Annotated in this window: 16 protein-coding genes; 8 read left to right on the forward strand and 8 right to left on the reverse strand. The window is 69.9% G+C overall.

The annotated features are described in order from the left end of the window. Positions 1-47: 47 nt before the first annotated feature. The 3 genes from ACFQ7F_RS14850 to ACFQ7F_RS14860 form a co-directional block, all read right to left on the reverse strand. Positions 48-1,100 carry a S1C family serine protease gene (locus ACFQ7F_RS14850; protein WP_383270393.1) on the reverse strand — a complete coding sequence of 351 codons (1,053 nt, stop codon included), beginning with the start codon at positions 1,098-1,100 and terminating at the stop codon, positions 48-50. Between the two features lie 101 nt (positions 1,101-1,201). Continuing rightward, complete coding sequence (locus tag ACFQ7F_RS14855; protein WP_383270394.1) at positions 1,202-1,909, reverse strand: class I SAM-dependent methyltransferase; 708 nt, start codon at positions 1,907-1,909, stop codon at positions 1,202-1,204. A gap of 74 nt (positions 1,910-1,983) precedes the next feature. Beyond that, positions 1,984-2,658: a DUF3043 domain-containing protein gene (locus ACFQ7F_RS14860; protein WP_383270502.1), complete on the reverse strand. Its 675-nt coding sequence runs from the start codon at positions 2,656-2,658 to the stop codon at positions 1,984-1,986. Positions 2,659-2,877: 219 nt separating this feature from the next. On the opposite strand from ACFQ7F_RS14860, the gene ACFQ7F_RS14865 reads away from it, so the two are divergent. The 5 genes from ACFQ7F_RS14865 (at position 2,878) to ACFQ7F_RS14885 (ending at position 9,741) form a co-directional block, all read left to right on the forward strand. Continuing rightward, a complete protein-coding gene (locus ACFQ7F_RS14865; RefSeq protein WP_383270396.1) occupies positions 2,878-3,675 on the forward strand; it encodes a PspA/IM30 family protein in 798 nt (265 codons plus the stop codon). A 42-nt stretch (positions 3,676-3,717) separates the two neighbouring features. Then, entirely contained in the window at positions 3,718-3,996 is a 279-nt protein-coding gene (locus ACFQ7F_RS14870; RefSeq protein WP_383270397.1) for a hypothetical protein, read from the forward strand. A 525-nt stretch (positions 3,997-4,521) separates the two neighbouring features. Next, positions 4,522-5,760 (forward strand): sensor histidine kinase, encoded by a 1,239-nt coding sequence (locus tag ACFQ7F_RS14875; RefSeq protein WP_383270398.1) that lies wholly within the window; start codon positions 4,522-4,524, stop codon positions 5,758-5,760. Continuing rightward, positions 5,757-6,437: a response regulator gene (locus tag ACFQ7F_RS14880; protein ID WP_383270400.1), complete on the forward strand. Its 681-nt coding sequence runs from the start codon at positions 5,757-5,759 to the stop codon at positions 6,435-6,437. Before ACFQ7F_RS14875 ends, ACFQ7F_RS14880 begins: the two co-directional genes overlap by 4 nt. Positions 6,438-6,588: 151 nt before the next feature. Continuing rightward, positions 6,589-9,741 carry an efflux RND transporter permease subunit gene (locus ACFQ7F_RS14885; RefSeq protein ID WP_383270401.1) on the forward strand — a complete coding sequence of 1,051 codons (3,153 nt, stop codon included), beginning with the start codon at positions 6,589-6,591 and terminating at the stop codon, positions 9,739-9,741. A gap of 71 nt (positions 9,742-9,812) precedes the next feature. Here the strand turns inward: ACFQ7F_RS14885 and ACFQ7F_RS14890 are convergent, their stop codons facing one another. Continuing rightward, entirely contained in the window at positions 9,813-11,012 is a 1,200-nt protein-coding gene (locus tag ACFQ7F_RS14890; protein WP_383270403.1) for a multidrug effflux MFS transporter, read from the reverse strand. A gap of 66 nt (positions 11,013-11,078) precedes the next feature. Here ACFQ7F_RS14890 and ACFQ7F_RS14895 point away from each other — a divergent pair, with 66 nt between their 5' ends. Then, positions 11,079-11,597, forward strand: coding sequence for a MarR family winged helix-turn-helix transcriptional regulator (locus ACFQ7F_RS14895; RefSeq protein ID WP_383270404.1), 519 nt, complete (start codon positions 11,079-11,081; stop codon positions 11,595-11,597). Between the two features lie 54 nt (positions 11,598-11,651). Here ACFQ7F_RS14895 and nadA read toward each other — a convergent pair whose 3' ends face one another. Then, complete coding sequence (nadA, locus tag ACFQ7F_RS14900) at positions 11,652-12,839, reverse strand: quinolinate synthase NadA (protein WP_383270406.1); 1,188 nt, start codon at positions 12,837-12,839, stop codon at positions 11,652-11,654. A gap of 262 nt (positions 12,840-13,101) precedes the next feature. Between nadA and ACFQ7F_RS14905 the strand changes: the two genes are divergently transcribed. Beyond that, a complete protein-coding gene (locus ACFQ7F_RS14905) occupies positions 13,102-13,458 on the forward strand; it encodes a HesB/IscA family protein (protein WP_383270407.1) in 357 nt (118 codons plus the stop codon). A 91-nt stretch (positions 13,459-13,549) separates the two neighbouring features. Here ACFQ7F_RS14905 and ACFQ7F_RS14910 read toward each other — a convergent pair whose 3' ends face one another. Further along, positions 13,550-15,055 (reverse strand): hypothetical protein, encoded by a 1,506-nt coding sequence (locus tag ACFQ7F_RS14910; RefSeq protein WP_383270409.1) that lies wholly within the window; start codon positions 15,053-15,055, stop codon positions 13,550-13,552. A gap of 165 nt (positions 15,056-15,220) precedes the next feature. Next, positions 15,221-15,448, reverse strand: coding sequence for a hypothetical protein (locus tag ACFQ7F_RS14915; RefSeq protein ID WP_383270510.1), 228 nt, complete (start codon positions 15,446-15,448; stop codon positions 15,221-15,223). A 135-nt stretch (positions 15,449-15,583) separates the two neighbouring features. Here ACFQ7F_RS14915 and ACFQ7F_RS14920 point away from each other — a divergent pair, with 135 nt between their 5' ends. Then, the gene (locus ACFQ7F_RS14920) at positions 15,584-16,558 is read left to right on the forward strand and encodes a carbohydrate kinase family protein (protein ID WP_383270410.1); all 975 of its coding nucleotides are present in this window, start codon (positions 15,584-15,586) and stop codon (positions 16,556-16,558) included. A 44-nt stretch (positions 16,559-16,602) separates the two neighbouring features. Here the strand turns inward: ACFQ7F_RS14920 and ACFQ7F_RS14925 are convergent, their stop codons facing one another. Then, a complete protein-coding gene (locus tag ACFQ7F_RS14925) occupies positions 16,603-17,982 on the reverse strand; it encodes a cysteine desulfurase/sulfurtransferase TusA family protein (protein WP_383270411.1) in 1,380 nt (459 codons plus the stop codon). Positions 17,983-18,250: the final 268 nt, after the last annotated feature.

Consider the following 18,250-nt stretch of genomic DNA (forward strand, 5'->3'; position numbering starts at 1 on the left):
CCACCCCCCTCTCGCAGTGCTCGTGGTGCTCGCAGCGCTCGTGGTGCCTACATCTCGCCCAGCGTGAGATCGGCGGTCTTCTCGGCGCCGTCCCGTGTGTACGCCACCTGCGCCTTGTCGCCCGGCTTCTCCCCGGCGAGCGTCTCGGAGAGCGAGGTGATCGTGGTGATCTCCGTACCGCCCAGCTCGGTGATGATGTCGCCGGCCTCGATGCCCGCCTTGGCCGCGCCGCCGTCCTTCTGTGCCTCGACGACGGCGACACCGGCGGGTTTGTAGTCGTCACCGAGGACCGTGCGTCCCGTGATGCCGAGTGCGGCCCGGCCCGAGTCGGTGACCTTGCCGTCCTTGATGATCTGGTCGGCGACCGTCTTCACCATCGAGGACGGGATCGCGAACCCGATGCCGGGCGCCGCGCTGCCACCCATGTCGGGGTCGGTGGCGGCGAGCGTCGGAATGCCGATGACCTCGCTGTCGAGGGTGACCAGGGCGCCGCCGCTGTTGCCCGGGTTGATCGCGGCTGACGTCTGCACCATGTTCGCGATGGTGGCACCGGTGGCGCCTTCCGAGCGGCCCTCGCTGACGGTCCTGCCGGTGGCGGAGACGATGCCCTGCGTGACGCTGGACGACAGGCCGAGCGGCGAACCCATGGCGAGCACGATCTGCCCGACCTCGGCCTTCGTGGAGTCCCCGAACTTCGCGGCCTTGAGCCCGCTCGGGGGGTTGTCGAGCTTGATCACGGCGAGATCCTGCTCGGGGTAGGAGCTGACGAGCTTCGCGGTGAGCGCCTGTTCCCCGGTGGCCGTCGTGACCTTGAAGGTCCGTTCCTTGCCCACGACATGGGCGTTGGTGACGACATGGCCCTTGTCGTCGTAGACGACGCCGGAGCCGAGGCTGTCGGAGGCGTCGATCTGGACGACCGACGGCAGGACGTTCTTGATCACCTGCTGGTAGTCGCCCTGCAGATCGTTCGCCGCCATGGGGGCGGCCTGAGTGGTGGACTCACCGGAGTCCCCGGAACCGGATCCGGAGCAGCCGCCGAGGAGAAGGCCTGCGGCGGCGACAACGGCGACGGTGACGTGACGGGTACGCGAGACAGTCATGAATCGAGTGTCCCGTTCACCCCAATATGTCGCCCTGAATGCGGGGCAATCGGGTGGGTGAGCGGGAAAGATCCGCCGCGAAGCGGCGGTTCAGTCAGTCGTCAGTCCCGCACACCGCAGACGTGCAGCAACGCGGCCACCCGCCGATAGGGGTCGGTACGCCCGGCCCGCTCCTCCGCGGCAAGCAGCGCCGCCAACTCCGCGTCATCCGGCGCCACCGCGTCGTCCGCCGCGCCGTCGGTGAAGACCCGCACGCCGTACCAGGCATGCAGCGGCGCCGCGATCCCGGCAAGGGACGCCTTCACCGCGTCGAGTCGATCCGCCCGCGCCTGAAGGCCGAGCCGATTGCGGTACACGGTGGAGTCGAAGGCACCCATCGCCCCCGCCCAGTCCCCGGCCATCCCCGGCCGCATGGCCAGCGCGTCCGCGTTCCGTACGAGGAGGGAGAGCAGCCCGCCGGGGGCCAGCATCCGCGCGAGGCCCGCGAGCAGCGCGTCCGGCTCCTCGACGTACATCAGCACGCCGTGGCAAAGGACGACGTCGAAGCTGCCCGGCAGGAAATGCACGCCGGTGTCGTGCCCGTCGCCCTCGACGATGCGCACGCGCCCCTGGATTCCCTCGGGCTCGGCGCCGAGCGCGGCACGGGCCGCGGCCACCATCGCCGAGTCCTGCTCGACGCCCGTCACCTTGTGCCCGGCGCGGGCTAGCCGCAGCGCCTGCGTGCCCTGGCCCATGCCCACGTCGAGCACGCGCAGCCGCTGCCCCACGGGGAAGCGCCCGGCTATCTGCTCATCGAGCTGCCGGGTCACCAGCTCCTGGCGTACGGCATTGCGAAGGCCGCCCAGTATCTCCAGCCACGCTGCTGCCCCGCCGGCGAAACCGCTCAGGGCCGCTCTCCGCGCTTGACCTGCGGCTTCGGCAGTCGCAGTCGGCGCATCTGGAGCGTACGCATCAGGGCGTAGGCGACGGCGCCCTTCTTGCTCTCGCTCGGGAAGCGCTCGTTCAGGCGCTTCTTCAGGCGGACCGCCGTCGTCACCGAGTCCACGATGATCAGGACGATCACGAAGAGCCAGAGCAGCAGCGCGATGTTCTGCAGCTGCGGGATCCGGACCATGCTCAGTACGAGGATGATCACGGCGAGCGGCAGGAAGAACTCGGCGATGCAGAACCGCGAGTCGACGAAGTCGCGGGCGAACTTGCGCACCGGACCCTTGTCGCGGGCCGGCAGATAGCGCTCGTCACCGCTGGCGAGCGCCTGACGCTGCTTGTCCATCTGGACGCGGCGTTCACTGCGCTGCCGCTTCGCCGCCTCCTTGCGCGTCACAGGCGTGTTGGCCACGCTGCGTCGCTGGGTCTGGGCCTCACTGCGCTTGGGCGTGGGGCGGCCCTTGGGGGCCTCGGGGTCACGGGGCTGCTGGGAGTCGGTCACCGGGGCCTTGCTCGCCGGGGCCTTCTCGTCCTTGGATCGGCTACGGAACACAAAACCCAAGGGTACGGGGTGAGAACGTGTGGACCCCCGCCCGATGGGGAACGATCCGGCAACACCGGGCGTCTTGATTGTGTGTCTAAAGGGATGTTCCGTGTGGTTTACAAGCGGTTTTCCGGCGGTTCTTGGGGGTGCACCTACTCCCTACGCCGGAGCTGGACCGGACGCAGTCGTCCTTGGGGATGAGCGCATCCGCTCGCGAACAGTGCGGTAATGGATGCAGGGCCCGTACTGTGGGTTCTGAGCAGTACCTGGAGCCGGAAGTCCGTCAGAAGGGGGCGCGCGAAGCCCATGAGCGGTGTCATGAAGCGTATGGGGATGATCTTCCGCGCGAAGGCGAACAAGGCCCTTGACCGGGCCGAGGACCCGCGCGAAACCCTCGATTACTCGTACCAGAAACAGCTTGAGCTGTTGCAGAAGGTGCGCCGCGGTGTCGCCGATGTGGCGACCTCGCGCAAGCGCCTCGAACTGCAGCTGAGCCAGCTCCAGAAGCAGTCCTCCACTCTTGAGGACCAGGGCCGCAAGGCCCTCGCCCTCGGCCGTGAGGACTTGGCCCGCGAGGCCCTTTCGCGGCGTTCGGCCCTTCAGCAGCAGGTGACCGACCTGGAGACGCAGCACCAGACGCTCCAGGGTGAGGAGGAGAAGCTCACCCTCGCGGCGCAGCGCCTCCAGGCCAAGGTCGACGCCTTCCGCACGAAGAAGGAGACGATCAAGGCCACGTACACCGCGGCCCAGGCGCAGACCCGGATCGGCGAGGCCTTCTCCGGCATCTCCGAGGAGATGGGCGACGTCGGCATGGCGATCCAGCGTGCCGAGGACAAGACCGCGCAGCTCCAGGCGCGGGCGGGCGCGATCGACGAGCTCCTGGCCTCCGGTGCTCTCGACGACTCCTCCGGGCTCGCCAAGGACGACATCCAGTCCGAGCTGGATCGCCTCTCCGGTGGTACTGATGTAGAGCTGGAACTGCAGCGGATGAAGGCCGAGCTCGCGGGCGGTTCATCGGCGGCGAAGCCGGCGATCGAGGGCGGCACGCAGGGACAGGCCCCGTCCAAGCAGCCGCAGGACACTCCGCGTTTCGACAAGCAGTAGGCGTACGCAGCAGCCACACCGCTCACGTCCGAGGAGGGCGACATGATCGTACGGATCATGGGGGAGGGGCAGGTGAAGCTGGCCGACAGCCACTTCACCGAACTGAACAAGCTGGACGACGAGTTGCTCTCCGAGATGGAGGGCGGCGACGAGTCCGGCTTCCGCCGGACGCTTGGTGCGTTGCTGGACAAGGTCCGGGAGCTGGGCGAGCCCCTCCCGGACGATGCCCTGGAACCCTCGGAGCTGATCCTCCCGTCACCGGAGGCGACGCTGGACGAGGTCCGCGAAATGCTGAGCGACGACGGCCTGATCCCGGGCTAGTTCTGGCCGGGGGCCTGCAGAGCGACGATGCCCTGCCCCGGCGGTTGGCTGACGGGTGCCGTCTCGGTTGAGCTCCGTCCGCACGGCTGTCCCGTCCCGGCGCTTGCCTGACGGATGCCCGTCTCTGTTGAGTTCCGTCTGCGCGGCTTTCCTGTCCCGGCGCTTCGCGCCGGGCTTTTCCCGCCCGCCCACCCGTTTGCCCCGCGTCGAATCCAAGATCGCCGGGTAATCGGGCGGGTGGGCGGGAAAATTCCGCCGCGAAGCGGTGGTCCAGGATCACCAGAGCGAGCCGCGCAGGGAAATCCCCGCCCCCGCTCCGCCGCGAAGCCGTGGGCCAGGATCACTACAGCGAACCCCGCAGGGCAGAGCGAACCCCGCAGGGAAATCCGCGCCCCCGGGCGCACGGAAGGTGCCCGGCACGCAGAGGCCGATCGGCAAGCACCGGCAGAGACAGGGGCGCCGCCCGCAGGGCCGAGCGGCCAGACCCGGTCCCAGCAGCCCGCAGGGCCCCGTACCGTTCAAGGCGTGACCACTCTCGTGCGAGGCCGTTGCTGGGCCAAGGCGCACCCCCTGGCCGTGGACGCCGCCCTCGCGGCAGCCGTCCTCGTATGCATGGTCATCGGTTCCTTCGTCGAGCCGTACGGCCATGACGGCGGCCCCAGCTGGGGCACCCGCACCCCGAGCGCGCTCAGCCTGGTCCTGATGACGCTCGGCGCCACCGCGCTGGTCTTCCGCCGCCGCGCCCCCTGGGTAGTGCTCGCCGCGACCTGTGGCTTCACCGTCGCCGACCTGGTCACCGGCGAGTTCCGCGGCGGCGTCGTCATGAGCGCGGTCATCGCGCTCTTCACCGTCGCCGCCCGCACCAACCGCCACACCACCTGGCGCATCGGCCTGGTCACCATGACCGGGCTCACCGGAGTCGCGATGCTGACGGGCCCGCTGCCCTGGTACGCCCAGGAGAACCTCGGCATCTTCGCCTGGACCGGCATGGCCGCGGCCGCCGGTGACGCCGTCCGCAGCCGCCGCGCCTTCGTGGACGCCATCCGCGAGCGCGCCGAACGCGCGGAACGTACCCGCGAGGAGGAGGCCCGGCGCCGCGTCGCCGAGGAGCGGCTGCGTATCGCCCGCGATCTGCACGACGTGGTGGCCCACCACATCGCCCTCGTCAACGTCCAGGCCGGGGTCGCGGCCCACGTCATGGACAAGCGGCCCGACCAGGCCAAGGAAGCCCTCTCCCACGTGCGGGACGCAAGCCGCTCCGCCCTCAACGAACTGCGCGCCACCGTCGGCCTGTTGCGGCAGACCGGCGACCCCGAGGCGCCCACCGAACCCGCCCCCGGCCTGGCCCGCCTCGACGACCTCGTCGAGACCTTCCGCCACGCGGGCCTCCCCGTGGAGGTGACCAGCGGCGACGCGGCGTCGAACCTGCCCGCCGGAGTCGACCTGGCCGCCTACCGCATCATCCAGGAAGCCCTCACGAACGTGCAGAAGCACGCGGGGACGGGCGCCAAGGCCGAGGTCAGCGTCATCCGCGTAGGACCGAACGTCGAGGTCACGATCCTGGACGACGGGGCGGGCGACAAGGGCGATGAGAGCAGGGAGAGCGACGGCGGCGGGCACGGTCTGATCGGCATGCGCGAGCGCGTCAGCGCCCTGGGCGGCCGCTGCACCGTGGGACCCCGCTACGGCGGCGGGTTCCGCGTCCATGCGATCCTGCCCGTCACGGCAAAGCCGGTCACCCCGGCAGAGGGAGGGACCGCGTGACGATCCGGGTGCTGCTGGCCGACGATCAGGCCTTGCTGCGCAGCGCGTTCAAGGTGCTCGTCAACTCCGAGCCCGACATGGAGGTCGTCGCCGAGGCGTCGGACGGCGCGGAGGCCGTCGAGCTCGCGAAGACCCGGTCCGCCGACGTCGTCCTGATGGACATCCGCATGCCCGGCATGGACGGCCTCGCCGCCACCCGCCTGATCAGCGCCGACCCCGCCCTGGCCCACGTACGGGTGGTCATGCTGACGACCTTCGAGGTCGACGAGTACGTGGTGCAGTCGCTGCGCGCCGGTGCCTCCGGCTTCCTCGGCAAGGGCGCGGAGCCGGACGAACTGCTCGGCGCGATCCGGATCGCGGCCGCGGGCGACGCCCTTCTCTCCCCGGCGGCGACCAAGGGCCTGATCGCCAAGTTCCTCGCGCAGAGCGATAGTTCGGACGATGACGGCGGGGCGCGCGCCGAGCGCCTCGACGCGCTCACCGGGCGCGAGCGCGAGGTCCTCGTGCAGGTCGCGGGCGGGCATTCGAACGACGAGATCGCCGAGCGCCTCGAAGTCAGCCCGCTCACCGTGAAGACCCATGTGAACCGTGCGATGGCAAAGCTGGGCGCCCGTGACCGGGCGCAACTCGTCGTCATTGCCTACGAATCGGGCCTGGTACGTCCAAGGGTGGAGTGAGTGCGGGCGCAACGTACTGCGCCCGCAGTATGCGCCGTATAAGAACGGGTCCTCGGAGTGACGATTCCTGCCCTGGACATGGCAGATCGTGTAGGGGGCACCGGCCGGCCGGTGCCCCTTCCTGCGCAGTACGCCACAGAGAGAGACCACCATGTCCTGGCTGTCCCGCTTCAGCCTCGCCCAACGGGCCCTGATCGGGCTGATATCCATCATCGCGCTTGTCTTCGGCGCGATCGCGATACCTCAGCTCAAGCAGCAGCTGCTGCCCTCCATCGAACTGCCGATGGTCTCCGTCCTCGCCCCGTACCAGGGCGCGTCCCCCGATGTGGTCGAAAAGCAGGTCGTCGAACCCCTCGAGTCCTCGATCGACGCGGTCGACGGCATTACCGGCATCACCTCCACGGCGAGCGAGGGCAACGCCGTGATCATGGCCCAGTTCGACTACGGCAGTGGCTCCAAGCAGCTCGTCGCCGATGTCCAGCAGGCCGTGAACCGCGCCGGGGCCGAGCTCCCCGACGACGTGGACCCGCAGGTCGTCGCGGGCTCCACGGACGACATCCCGACCGTGGTCCTCTCCGTCACCTCCGACAAGGACCAGCAGGCGCTCTCCGACCGGCTCGACCGCACGGTCGTCCCCGCCCTGAAGGACATCGACGGCGTCGCCCAGGTCACCGTCGACGGCGTACGCGACCTCCAGGTCGACGTCACCCCCGACGACAAGAAGCTGGCCAAGGCGGGCCTGACCCCGGCCGCGCTCGGCCAGGCGCTCCAGGCCGGCGGCGCCACGCTCCCGGCGGGCTCCTTCGACGAGGAGGGCAAGAACCGCACCGTCCAGGTCGGCGGCGGCTACACATCCCTGAAGCAGATCCAGGACCTGATGGTCACCCCCGAGGCCAAGCCGGGTTCCCCGGCGGGCGCGGGCAAGCCGGTACGCCTCGATGAGGTCGCCACCGTCAAGCAGCAGCCGTCGGACGCCACGTCCATCACGCGCACGAACGGCAAGCCCAGCCTCGCCCTCTCGATCACGATGGACCAGGACGGCAGCGCCGTCGCCATCTCCGACGAGGTCAAGGACAAGCTGCCCGGCCTCCGCAAGGACCTGGGCGCCGGATCGGACCTGACGGTCGCGAGCGACCAGGGCCCCGCGGTCTCCAAGTCGATCGACGGCCTCACCACCGAGGGAGCACTCGGCCTGGTCTTCGCGGTCCTGGTCATCCTGGTCTTCCTCGCGTCGATCCGCTCGACGCTGGTCACCGCGGTCTCCATCCCGCTCTCGGTCGTCCTCGCCCTGGTCGTGCTCTGGACGAGGGACCTCTCCCTCAACATGCTCACGCTCGGCGCGCTGACCATCGCGATCGGCCGCGTCGTCGACGACTCGATCGTGGTCCTGGAGAACATCAAGCGCCACCTCGGATACGGCGAGGAGCGCGAGGCCGCGATCATCACCGCGGTCAAGGAGGTCGCGGGCGCCGTGACGTCCTCGACCCTGACGACCGTCGCGGTCTTCCTCCCCATCGGCCTGGTCGGCGGCATGGTGGGCGAGCTCTTCGGCTCCTTCTCGCTGACGGTCACGGCGGCGCTCCTGGCGTCCCTGCTCGTCTCGCTGACCGTCGTGCCGGTCCTCTCGTACTGGTTCCTGCGGCCCCCCAAGGACGTCCGAGGCGCCGACCCGGATGAGGCCCGCCGCAAGGCCGAGGAGAAGGAGGCGAAGAGCAGGCTCCAGCGCTTCTACGTCCCCGTCCTGCGCTTCGCGACGCGGCGCCGCTTCACCAGCCTCGCCATCGCGATCGTGATCCTCGTGGGTACGTTCGGCATGGCACCGTTCCTGAAGACCAACTTCTTCGACCAGGGCGAGCAGGAAGTCCTGACGATCAAGCAGGAGTTGAAGCCGGGCACCAGCCTCGCGGCGTCCGACGCATCGGCCAAGAAGGTCGAGAAGATGCTGGACGGCCTCGACGAGATCAAGGACTACCAGGTCACGGTCGGCTCGTCCGGCTTCATGGCGGCCTTCGGCGGCAGCACGGACACCAACCAGGCGTCCTACACGCTGACGCTCAAGGACAAGTCGTCGTACGACAAGACGCAGGACCGGGTCGAGGAGGAGCTCGGCAAGCTCTCCGGCATCGGCCAGACGTCCATCTCGGCCGGTGACGGCTTCGGCAGCCAGGACCTGAGCGTGGTCGTCAAGGCCGCAGACGGTGACGTGCTGCGCAAGGCGGCCGACGAGGTGCGCGACGAGGTCGCGAAGATCGACGACGTCACGGACGTGCAGAGCGACCTGTCGCAGAGCATTCCGCGGATCTCGGTCAAGGCCAACGCCAAGGCGGCGGCGGCCGGGTTCAACGACACCACCCTCGGCCAGGCCGTCGCCCAGGCGGTCCGCGGCACCGAGAGCGGCAAGGCGATCCTGGACGACACCGAGCGCGACATCGTGGTGAAGTCGGAGCGGCCGGCGAAGACGCTCGCCCAGCTGCGCGAGCTGAACCTCGGCTCCGTGAAGCTCGGTGACATCGCCTCGGTGAAGCTGGTCGACGGGCCGGTCTCGATGACCCGCATCGACGGTGCGCGCGCCGCGACGATCACCGCGAAGCCGACCGGTGAGAACACGGGCGCGGTCAGCGCCGACCTCACCAAGAAGCTCGACGCGCTGAACCTGCCGGACGGCGTGACGGCGTCCATCGGCGGCGTCTCCGAGGACCAGGACGAGGCGTTCGCCTCGCTCGGCCTCGCGATGCTCGCGGCGATCGCGATCGTCTTCATGCTGCTCGTGGCGACGTTCCGCTCGCTCGTGCAGCCGCTGATCCTGCTGGTCTCGATCCCGTTCGCGGCCACGGGGGCGATCGGCCTCCTGATCGCCACCGACACCCCGATGGGTGTCCCCGCGATGATCGGCATGCTGATGCTGATCGGCATCGTGGTGACGAACGCGATCGTCCTGATCGACCTGATCAACCAGTACCGCAGGCAGGGACACGGCGTGGTCGAGGCGGTCATCGAGGGCGGCAGGCACCGCCTGCGCCCGATCCTGATGACGGCCCTCGCCACCATCTTCGCCCTGCTCCCGATGGCCCTCGGCGTCACAGGCCAGGGCGGCTTCATCGCCCAGCCGCTCGCGGTGGTGGTCATCGGCGGTCTGATCACGTCGACGCTCCTGACCCTCCTCCTCGTCCCGACGCTGTACGCGATGGTGGAACTCCGCAAGGAGCGCAGGCGCGACAAGCGCGAGGCGAAGCGGGCGAAGAAGGCCGAGGGCTCGCCGCAGGCCGTCGCCGATTCGGACGACCCGGCACCGGCCCAGGTCTGATCCTGCGGGCCGGTGGGGGCTGATCGCGCAGTTCCCCGCGCCCCTGACGGGGCCCGGTGCGGTCCGGTCCCTCAGACGAAGGGGTGCTCCTCAAACAGAGGAGCACCCCTTCGTCGTACGCCCAGCGCAAGAGCAAGAGCCGCCGCCCCGCTGCAGAGCGACATCCCCACGAACAGCGGCACCGCCGTGTCGTCCCCGCCGAGCCCCACCAGCGGCGCGACCACCGCGCCCAACGCGCTTTGGGCGGTGCCGAGCAGGGCGGATCCCACCCCGGATGCGTAAGGAACCCGCGCGAGAGCGAGCGCCGCCGCGTTGGCCACCACGAGCCCGAACCCACCGCACACCAGAGCCATGAGCGCGAGGCACACCACCACTCCCAGGAACCCCGCCAGAGTGAGGGCGAGCAGCAAGGACGTACCCGAGAACATCGCCAACAGCCCACCCCGCAGCAGCGCTTCGGGAGCGATCCGCCCCACCAGACGGGCCCCCACCGCACTCGACGCCGTCGCGACCACCGCACCCCCGGAGAACGCGACCGACGAAGTCCCCACCCCCATCCCCAGCACGTTCTGCAGCAGGAACGGCGACCCGGCGATGTAGCAGAACAGCATCCCGAACCCGAAGGTGAAGGCGAGCGTGTAGCCCACATAGGCGCGATCGCCCAGGACCTCGCGGACCGAGGCCACCACCTGCCGCACCCCACCCGCCTGCCGCCGCTCCTTCGGCAGGCTTTCCGGTACGCCGACCACCACCGCAAGGGTCACGAGCGACGACACCCCGGCGAGGACCCAGAACACGCCCCGCCAGCCCACGGCCCCGATCACGGCGCCACCGGCCAGCGGGGCGATGATCGGCGCGACCCCGGCCAGCGTCATGAGGATCCCGAAGAGGCGTGCCGCGGCGGCGCCCTGGACCCGGTCGGCGACGACGGCCCGGCTGATCACGACCCCCGCGGCCCCGCTGAACCCGGCCACGAACCGCAGGGCGACCAGCCACCCCAGTGAGGGCGCCACGGCGCACAGCGCGGTGCCCACGGTGCACGCGGCCGCACCCGCGAGCAGCGGCGCCCGTCTGCCGTACCGGTCGGAGAGCGGCCCGAAGACGAGATGCCCCAGCGTCATGCCGACCAGGAACGCGGTCAGGGTGAGCTGCACCCCGGAGGCGTCGGTGTGCAGTTCGTCGGCCATCCGGGGAAAGGCAGGCAGGTACATGTCGGTCGAGAGCGGACCTATGAACGAGAGCAGCGCGAGCGCGGCGGTGAGCAAGGGCATGGCAGAGAATCCCCCCGGACGAGTTAGAGATAGTTATATATCTATAGGTGACGCTAACATGGAGGCGTGACCGAGCAGAGGAACGTGCAGAGGAACGCGCAAGCGAACGTGGAGAGGAGTGACGAGGCCGACCGCAGGCTCTTCCAGCACGCCAGGGAGCTGACGCCCGCGCTGTACGCCCTCTCGCGCGTCCTGCGCTTCCAGGGCATGGAGGAGGCGGGGCTGTGGCGACTGCCGCCGTCGGAGCTGGAGCTGATGCGCTACGTCCACGCGGAACCGGGCGTGACGGTGAGCGTCCTGGCCCGCGAACTCGGCCTGCACGCCAGCAATGTGAGCGCCGCGGTCCGCGGTCTGGTCAACGCGGGACACCTGGAGCGCGAGAAGGACCCGAACGACGGCCGGGTGGTGCGCCTGAAGCCGACCCTCAAGGCGGAGCAGGGCATGGCCCTGATCGAGAACGCCTGGGCGGAGATCTTCGCCGACGCGCTCGCCACGCTCTCCGAGGAGCAGACGGCGGCGCTGGTCGCGTCCGTACCGGCCCTTGAGGCGCTGGGGGGCGCGCTCAGGGAGCGTAGAACGCGGTAAGGGGCACCCGCAATGGCGGGTGCCCCTTACCTACGGGATCAAGACAGGGCAGGGCTACGGAAGCGCCAGCATCCGCTCGAGGGCCAGCTTCGCGAACTGCTCGGTCTCGCGGTCGACCTCGATCTGGTTGACCAGCTTGCCCTCGGCCAGGGACTCGAGCGTCCAGACCAGGTGCGGCAGGTCGATCCGGTTCATGGTCGAGCAGAAGCAGACCGTCTTGTCGAGGAAGACGATCTCCTTGTCGTCCGCGGCGAAACGGTTCGCCAGGCGGCGCACGAGATTCAGCTCGGTCCCGATCGCCCACTTGGAACCGGCGGGAGCCGCCTCCAGGGTCTGGATGATGTGCTCCGTGGAGCCCACGTGGTCCGCCGCTGCCACGACCTCGTGCTTGCACTCGGGGTGCACCAGGACGTTGACGCCGGGAATGCGCGCGCGCACGTCCTCCACGGACTCCAGTGAGAAGCGCCCGTGCACCGAGCAGTGCCCGCGCCACAGGATCATCTTCGCGTTCCGCAGCTGCTCGGCGGTCAGGCCGCCGTTCGGCTTGTGCGGGTTGTAGAGGACGCAGTCCTCCAGCGTGAGGCCCATGTCCCGGACCGCGGTGTTGCGGCCGAGGTGCTGGTCGGGCAGGAAGAGGATCTTCTCGCCCTGCTCGAAGGCCCACTCCAGGGCCCGCTTGGCGTTGGACGACGTACAGATCGTCCCGCCGTGCTTGCCGGTGAAGGCCTTGATGTCGGCCGAGGAGTTCATGTACGAGACGGGCACGACCTGCTCGGCTATCCCGGCCTCGGTCAGCACGTCCCAGCACTCCGCGACCTGCTCGGCGGTGGCCATGTCGGCCATCGAGCAGCCGGCGGCCAGGTCGGGAAGGACGACCTTCTGGTCGTCGGTGGTCAGGATGTCGGCGGACTCGGCCATGAAGTGCACGCCGCAGAAGACGATGTACTCGGCCTCCGGCTTGGCGGCCGCGTCCTTGGCCAGCTTGAAGGAGTCGCCGGTGACATCCGCGAACTGGATGACCTCGTCGCGCTGGTAGTGGTGGCCGAGCACGAAGACCTTGTCGCCGAGCTTCTCCTTGGCGGCGCGTGCGCGCTCCACCAGGTCGGGGTCGGAGGGCGACGGTAGATCGCCGGGGCACTCGACGCCGCGCTCACTCCTGGGGTCGGCCTCGCGGCCGAGCAGCAGCAGGGCGAGCGGCGTCGGCTGGACGTCGAGATCCACGGGGGACTGGGCGGTGGTCACTGGACACGCACCCTTTCTTCTCTGCAGACGACTTTTCGTCTAATTGACGTTATCTATCATAACCGCTTCACGTCAGTTTGACGATGGCCATAGTGTCGATGTGACGCGTTCGCCTCCGACGGGCCGCTGCCCCTGGCGACGGCATGTGCGAGCATGAAGGGGCAGACAGCCAAGAGAACAGCACGTGGCCCGGAATGAATCCGCGGCCCCGACGGTTGCAACCGTCGGCAAGCAGTCTCCGTACAACCCGGGAGAGAAGCAGATGTCCGTATCGGACGAGACCACCACCGTGAGCGACGGCATCCTCCTGTCCGAGGCCGCCGCGGGCAAGGTCAAGGGCCTTCTTGAGCAGGAGGGCCGGGACGACCTGGCGCTGCGCGTCGCCGTTCAGCCCGGCGGCTGCTCGGGCCTTCGCTACCAGCTGTTCTTCGACGAGCGCTCGCTTGACGGCGACGTGGTCAAGGACTTCGACGGCGTGAAGGTCGTCACCGACCGGATGAGCGCTCCTTACCTCGGCGGCGCCTCCATCGACTTCGTCGACACCATCGAGAAGCAGGGCTTCACGATCGACAACCCGAACGCCACGGGCTCCTGCGCCTGCGGCGACTCGTTCAGCTAGATCTGGACAGACGAAAGGCGGCCCCCGGAGAACTTCGGGGGCCGCCTTCGTATGTGTACGGGTCTGTTGTGTACGGGTCCGTGCGGGGGTGCTACTTGCGCGGCACCGTCCCGCCGCCGTCCGCGTCCACGACCTTGCGGTCGCCGAGCGCCTTGTCCAGGGTCACGGTCTCCGTGAACTCCTTGGCCACCATGACGCAGACCTCGCCCTTCTTGCGGGTCTCGGTCACCTTCACGCGCACGCTGTCCTTGCCCTCGTCGGCCGACGCCGAGTACTTACTGCAGGCGCCGCCCCAGAAGTGCACCGTCAGGGACTTGCCGTCCGCGCGGTAGGACTCGACGTGCAGGGTCGGGTCCTTCGGGCCCGTGCCCGGCCCATCGGTGGGCTTCGACGTGGGCTTCGATGTGGGCGTGGGGTCGGACGGCGGTGTGCTCGGCGAGGTCAGGAACTTCGGCTCCACCGCCGGGTGCGTCACCGTGAAGGTGTCCTTCGCGCCCTGCGGCTTCACGTCGAACAGCCAGGAGGGCACGAGCGTCTGGCGCCCGTCCACGAAGTGCGTCGCGAGCCCGAACGTGGCGCCCTTCACCGTGACCGGTTGCGGCTTCGGAGGCGCGGACGAGGGCTCGCAGGGGGCCTGCTTCTGACCTTCCTTGCCCGCCGCGTCCTCGGGCATGGCCGTGGCGCAGCCGCCGACACCGACGCGATCGTCGCCGCCGCCCGACTCGTTGAGCTGCTTCAGGGTCTCGGCGGCACTGATCACCGGGTACGTCGCACCCTTCTCCGGCGCCTTCAACTGGCCGCTGCCGCCGACCACTTGACCGTCCGAACCGACCTGGATGCCGGTCGACCAGCCGTACGTCGGGAGTCCGCCCACCTTCGGGTCGGCGTTCACCACCCGTACGCCGCCCATGAGTTGGCCCGCGTCGAGCTTCGCGTCGTCCTGTCCCACGGCCTTCAGGACCGGCGCCGCTGCCTTCTTCGCCGCGCCCTCGCCGACCGCGTCTCCCGAGCCGTTCGGGGCGGCGGACGTCTCCGAACAGCGCTTGCCCTTCTGGCAGTTGTCGCTGCCACCGGTGGCGTACCGCGAGAAGGTCCAGGTGCCCGGTGCCTGCTTGCCCACCTGGAGCGAGGGTCCGGAGCCGTCCTTGGTGGGGCCGATCTTCCAGGCGCCGTCCTGTGAGGTGGGCTTCCCCTTGACGCCGAGAGCCTTGGCGAGATCGGTGACTTGGTCCTCGGTGACGGTGCCCCGCGCGTGGTACACGGGTGCCGATCCGGGGCCGCCGGGCAGCTTGCCCTCGGCGCGGTAGGTGGCGCCGCTCGGGTCGGGCTCTCCCGGGGCGATGCCCTCGGTGCCGCCCTCGGTGCCGCCCTCCTGTCGGTCGCCGTCCGAGTGTCCGTCGAGGGCGAGTGGCGGCGGCTTGCCGCCGTCACCGGCGGGGGAACTGCCGTTGCCGCCGCTGCCGCCTGAGGCGGTCGCGGCGAAGTACGCGCCGCCGCCACCGACGAGCAGCACCGTGGCCGCCACCGACGCGACGGCGAGGCGGGATCGCCGCCGGTGCTGCTCGGCCGCGTCATGACCGGATCGCTCGGTGCTCACCGCATCGCTCCTTTGACTGCACTGCTGTCCCTGGAGGCCCGTGTGTGGGCCTCGTTCGTATTCCGCGTCCCCTTTACGGGGGACAGCGGTGGGACGCAGCGGGGGAGCGCACGGTTCCCTCGGTGCGCGCCGACGCCCGGGCCGGTCCGGCGGCCGGCCCTCGCCTCAGTCGCCGTACTCGGACATGCCGTCGATCAGTCGGGCGGATGCGGGCGGGACGCTGATCCCGTGGATCAGAGCGGGTGACACCGGAGCGGTCGCGGCGACAGCGGGGGTCACCCAGTGCGGGGCCATGCGGGCGCAGTCGCCGCGCAGCGTCTCCATGTTCTCCAGGGGCTCGGAGGGCAGCTCGATCGAACGCTTGGTGACGACATGCTTCGAGATAACGGCCATGACCGCACCGTACGCATCGCGGACCTCGCGAAAAAAGACCTACTAACGGGTAGTTTGGCCTCTTCAGCGGGGGTGCACCGACCCGGTAGCGTGAAGTGTCAACCCCTCGCCTCTCCTCCACAGGAGCATGCCGTCGTGCGTATCGCAGTCACCGGCTCCATCGCCACCGACCACCTGATGACCTTCCCCGGCCGCTTCGCCGACCAACTGGTCGCGGATCAGCTGCACACGGTTTCTCTCTCTTTCCTGGTCGACGCCCTAGACGTACGCAGGGGAGGTGTCGCCGCCAACATCTGCTTCGGTATGGGCCAGCTCGGCTCCGACCCGATCCTGGTCGGAGCCGCGGGTTCGGACTTCGGCGAGTACCGCGCCTGGCTCGACCGGCACGGCGTGGACACGGCATCGGTCCGTATCTCCGAGACGCTGCACACGGCCCGCTTCGTGTGCACCACGGACGCCGACCACAACCAGATCGGCTCGTTCTACACGGGCGCGATGAGCGAGGCCCGCCTCATCGAACTGAAGACCGTGGCCGACCGCGTGAGCGGCCTCGACCTCGTCCTCATCGGTGCGGACGACCCCGAGGCGATGCTGCGCCACACCGAGGAGTGCCGGACGCGCGCGATCCCCTTCGCCGCGGACTTCTCCCAGCAGATCGCGCGCATGGAGGGCGAGGAGATCCGTACGCTCCTCGACGGCGCCACGTACCTCTTCTCGAACGAGTACGAGAAGGGGCTCATCGAGTCCAAGACCGGCTGGACCGACGCCGAGATCCTCTCGAAGGTCGGCCACCGCGTGACGACCCTCGGCTCGCGCGGCGTGCGCATCGAGTCCACGGGCCACGACCCGATCGAGGTCGGCACCCCCGAGGAAGAGGCGAAGGTCGAGCCGACCGGCGTCGGCGACGCCTTCCGCGCGGGCTTCCTTTCGGGCCTCGCCTGGGGCGTCTCCCACGAGCGCGCGGCGCAGGTCGGCTGCATGCTCGCCACCCTGGTCATCGAGACCGTCGGCACGCAGGAGTACGAGCTGCAGCGCAGCAACTTCATGGACCGCTTCACCAAGGCGTACGGCCATGCGGCGGCGTCCGAGGTCAAGGGCCACCTGGTCTAGCCCGAAGGCCCGGGCCCGGGGCCTTCGGGCCCCGCCAGGCCCGGTCAGGAGCTCCGGCGGACCACATAGGCGATGCCGTGGTCCGCCGACTCCTCGCCCACGTACTCCTGCCCCCGCATCTCGCACCACGCGGGGATGTCGAGCCGTGCCGCCTCGTCGTCGGCGAGGACCGTGACGGTGCCGCCCACCGGTACGTCCCCGATGACCTTCGCGAGCTCGATGACGGGGAGCGGGCAGCGCTTGCCGAGCGCGTCCACGACCAGGGAAGCGGACTCCGCACGCGCCACCGGCACCATCGGCACGCCCAGTTGTTCGCGCACCGAGGCCACCACGCCCGGCAGCACCTCCAGAAAACGCTCCACCTCCGCTTCCTGGGTCCCCCGTGGGAGTGACACGCGGACGTTGCCCTCGCTCAGTACGCCCATCGCCTTCAGGACGTGGCTCGGGGTCAGTGTCGAGCTGGTGCAGGAGGAGCCGGACGAGACCGAGAAACCGGCCCGGTCCAGCTCGTGCAGCACGCTCTCGCCATCGACATAGAGACACGAGAACGTCACCAGGTGGGGCAGGCGCCGCACCGGATCGCCCACCACCTCCACGTCCGCCACGAGCCCCGGCACCCGCGCCCGGATCCGCTCCGTCAACTCCCGCAGCCGGGCGCCCTCATCGGCGGCCTCGGCCTGTACGGCACGGAGCGAGGCCGCGGCGGCGACCACCGCCGGAATGTTCTCGAAACCGGGGGCACGACCCGACTCCCGCTCGTCGGCAGGCCCCTGCGCGGCGAACCGCACCCCTTTACGCACGACGAGCAGCCCGGCTCCCGCAGGCCCGCCCCACTTGTGGGCGCTCGCGGCGAGCAGCGACCACTCCCCGCCCACCCGGCCCCACGGCAGCGACTGCGCCGCGTCCACGAGGAGCGGCACCCCGGCGGCGTGACACGCCGAAGCGACATCGGCCACCGGCTGCTCGGTGCCCACCTCGTGGTTGGCGGACTGGAGGCAGGTGAGGGCCGTGTCGGGGCGAAGACCGGCGGCGTACGCGGCCGGGGACACCGCACCCGACCGGTCCACCGGGATCTCCGTCACCGTCCCCCCGTCGGCTTCGAGGGCCGCCGCCGCATGGAGAACCGAAGAGTGTTCGACCGCCGACACCACCAGATGCCGCCCGACACGCCGACGCCCCGCGAGCGCCCCGGCAATCCCGGCGTGCACGGCCCGCGTACCCGAAGAGGTGAAGGAGAGCTCGTCGGGGCGGCACCCGACCGCATCGGCGGCGGCCTCCCGCGCGGCGTCGAGCAACAGCCTGGCCCGCCGCCCCTCGCGATAGAGCCGCGCCGGATCGGCCCACCCCTCATCGAGCGAGGCCTGCAGCGCCTGCCGGGCCACGGGGTGGAGGGGAGCGGAGGACGCGACATCGAAGTAGGACACGCGGCAACGCTAAAGCGTGCGCCCGGGGGAGCGCCCCAAAGGGGTGCGAGGAACCGTGCGACAAGCCACGAGGAACCCGCGGCCGCGAACCCATAGGCCGTCCCGAGCTGATGGGCGGCCAGACCCCCCGTCAGAAAGGGCCGGACGTCGGGCCTTAACACCCTTCGGAGTGACCCGCGGCGCGTTAGGCACCCTCCCCGCGCGACCCCAAATAGCGTCCAGTAAGGTTTGGCCCGCATAAACATCCAAACCCCTGCCCGCCGCAGGG

The sequence above is a fragment of the Streptomyces sp. NPDC056486 genome (assembly GCF_042795295.1).
Classification (GTDB): Bacteria; Actinomycetota; Actinomycetes; order Streptomycetales; family Streptomycetaceae; genus Streptomyces.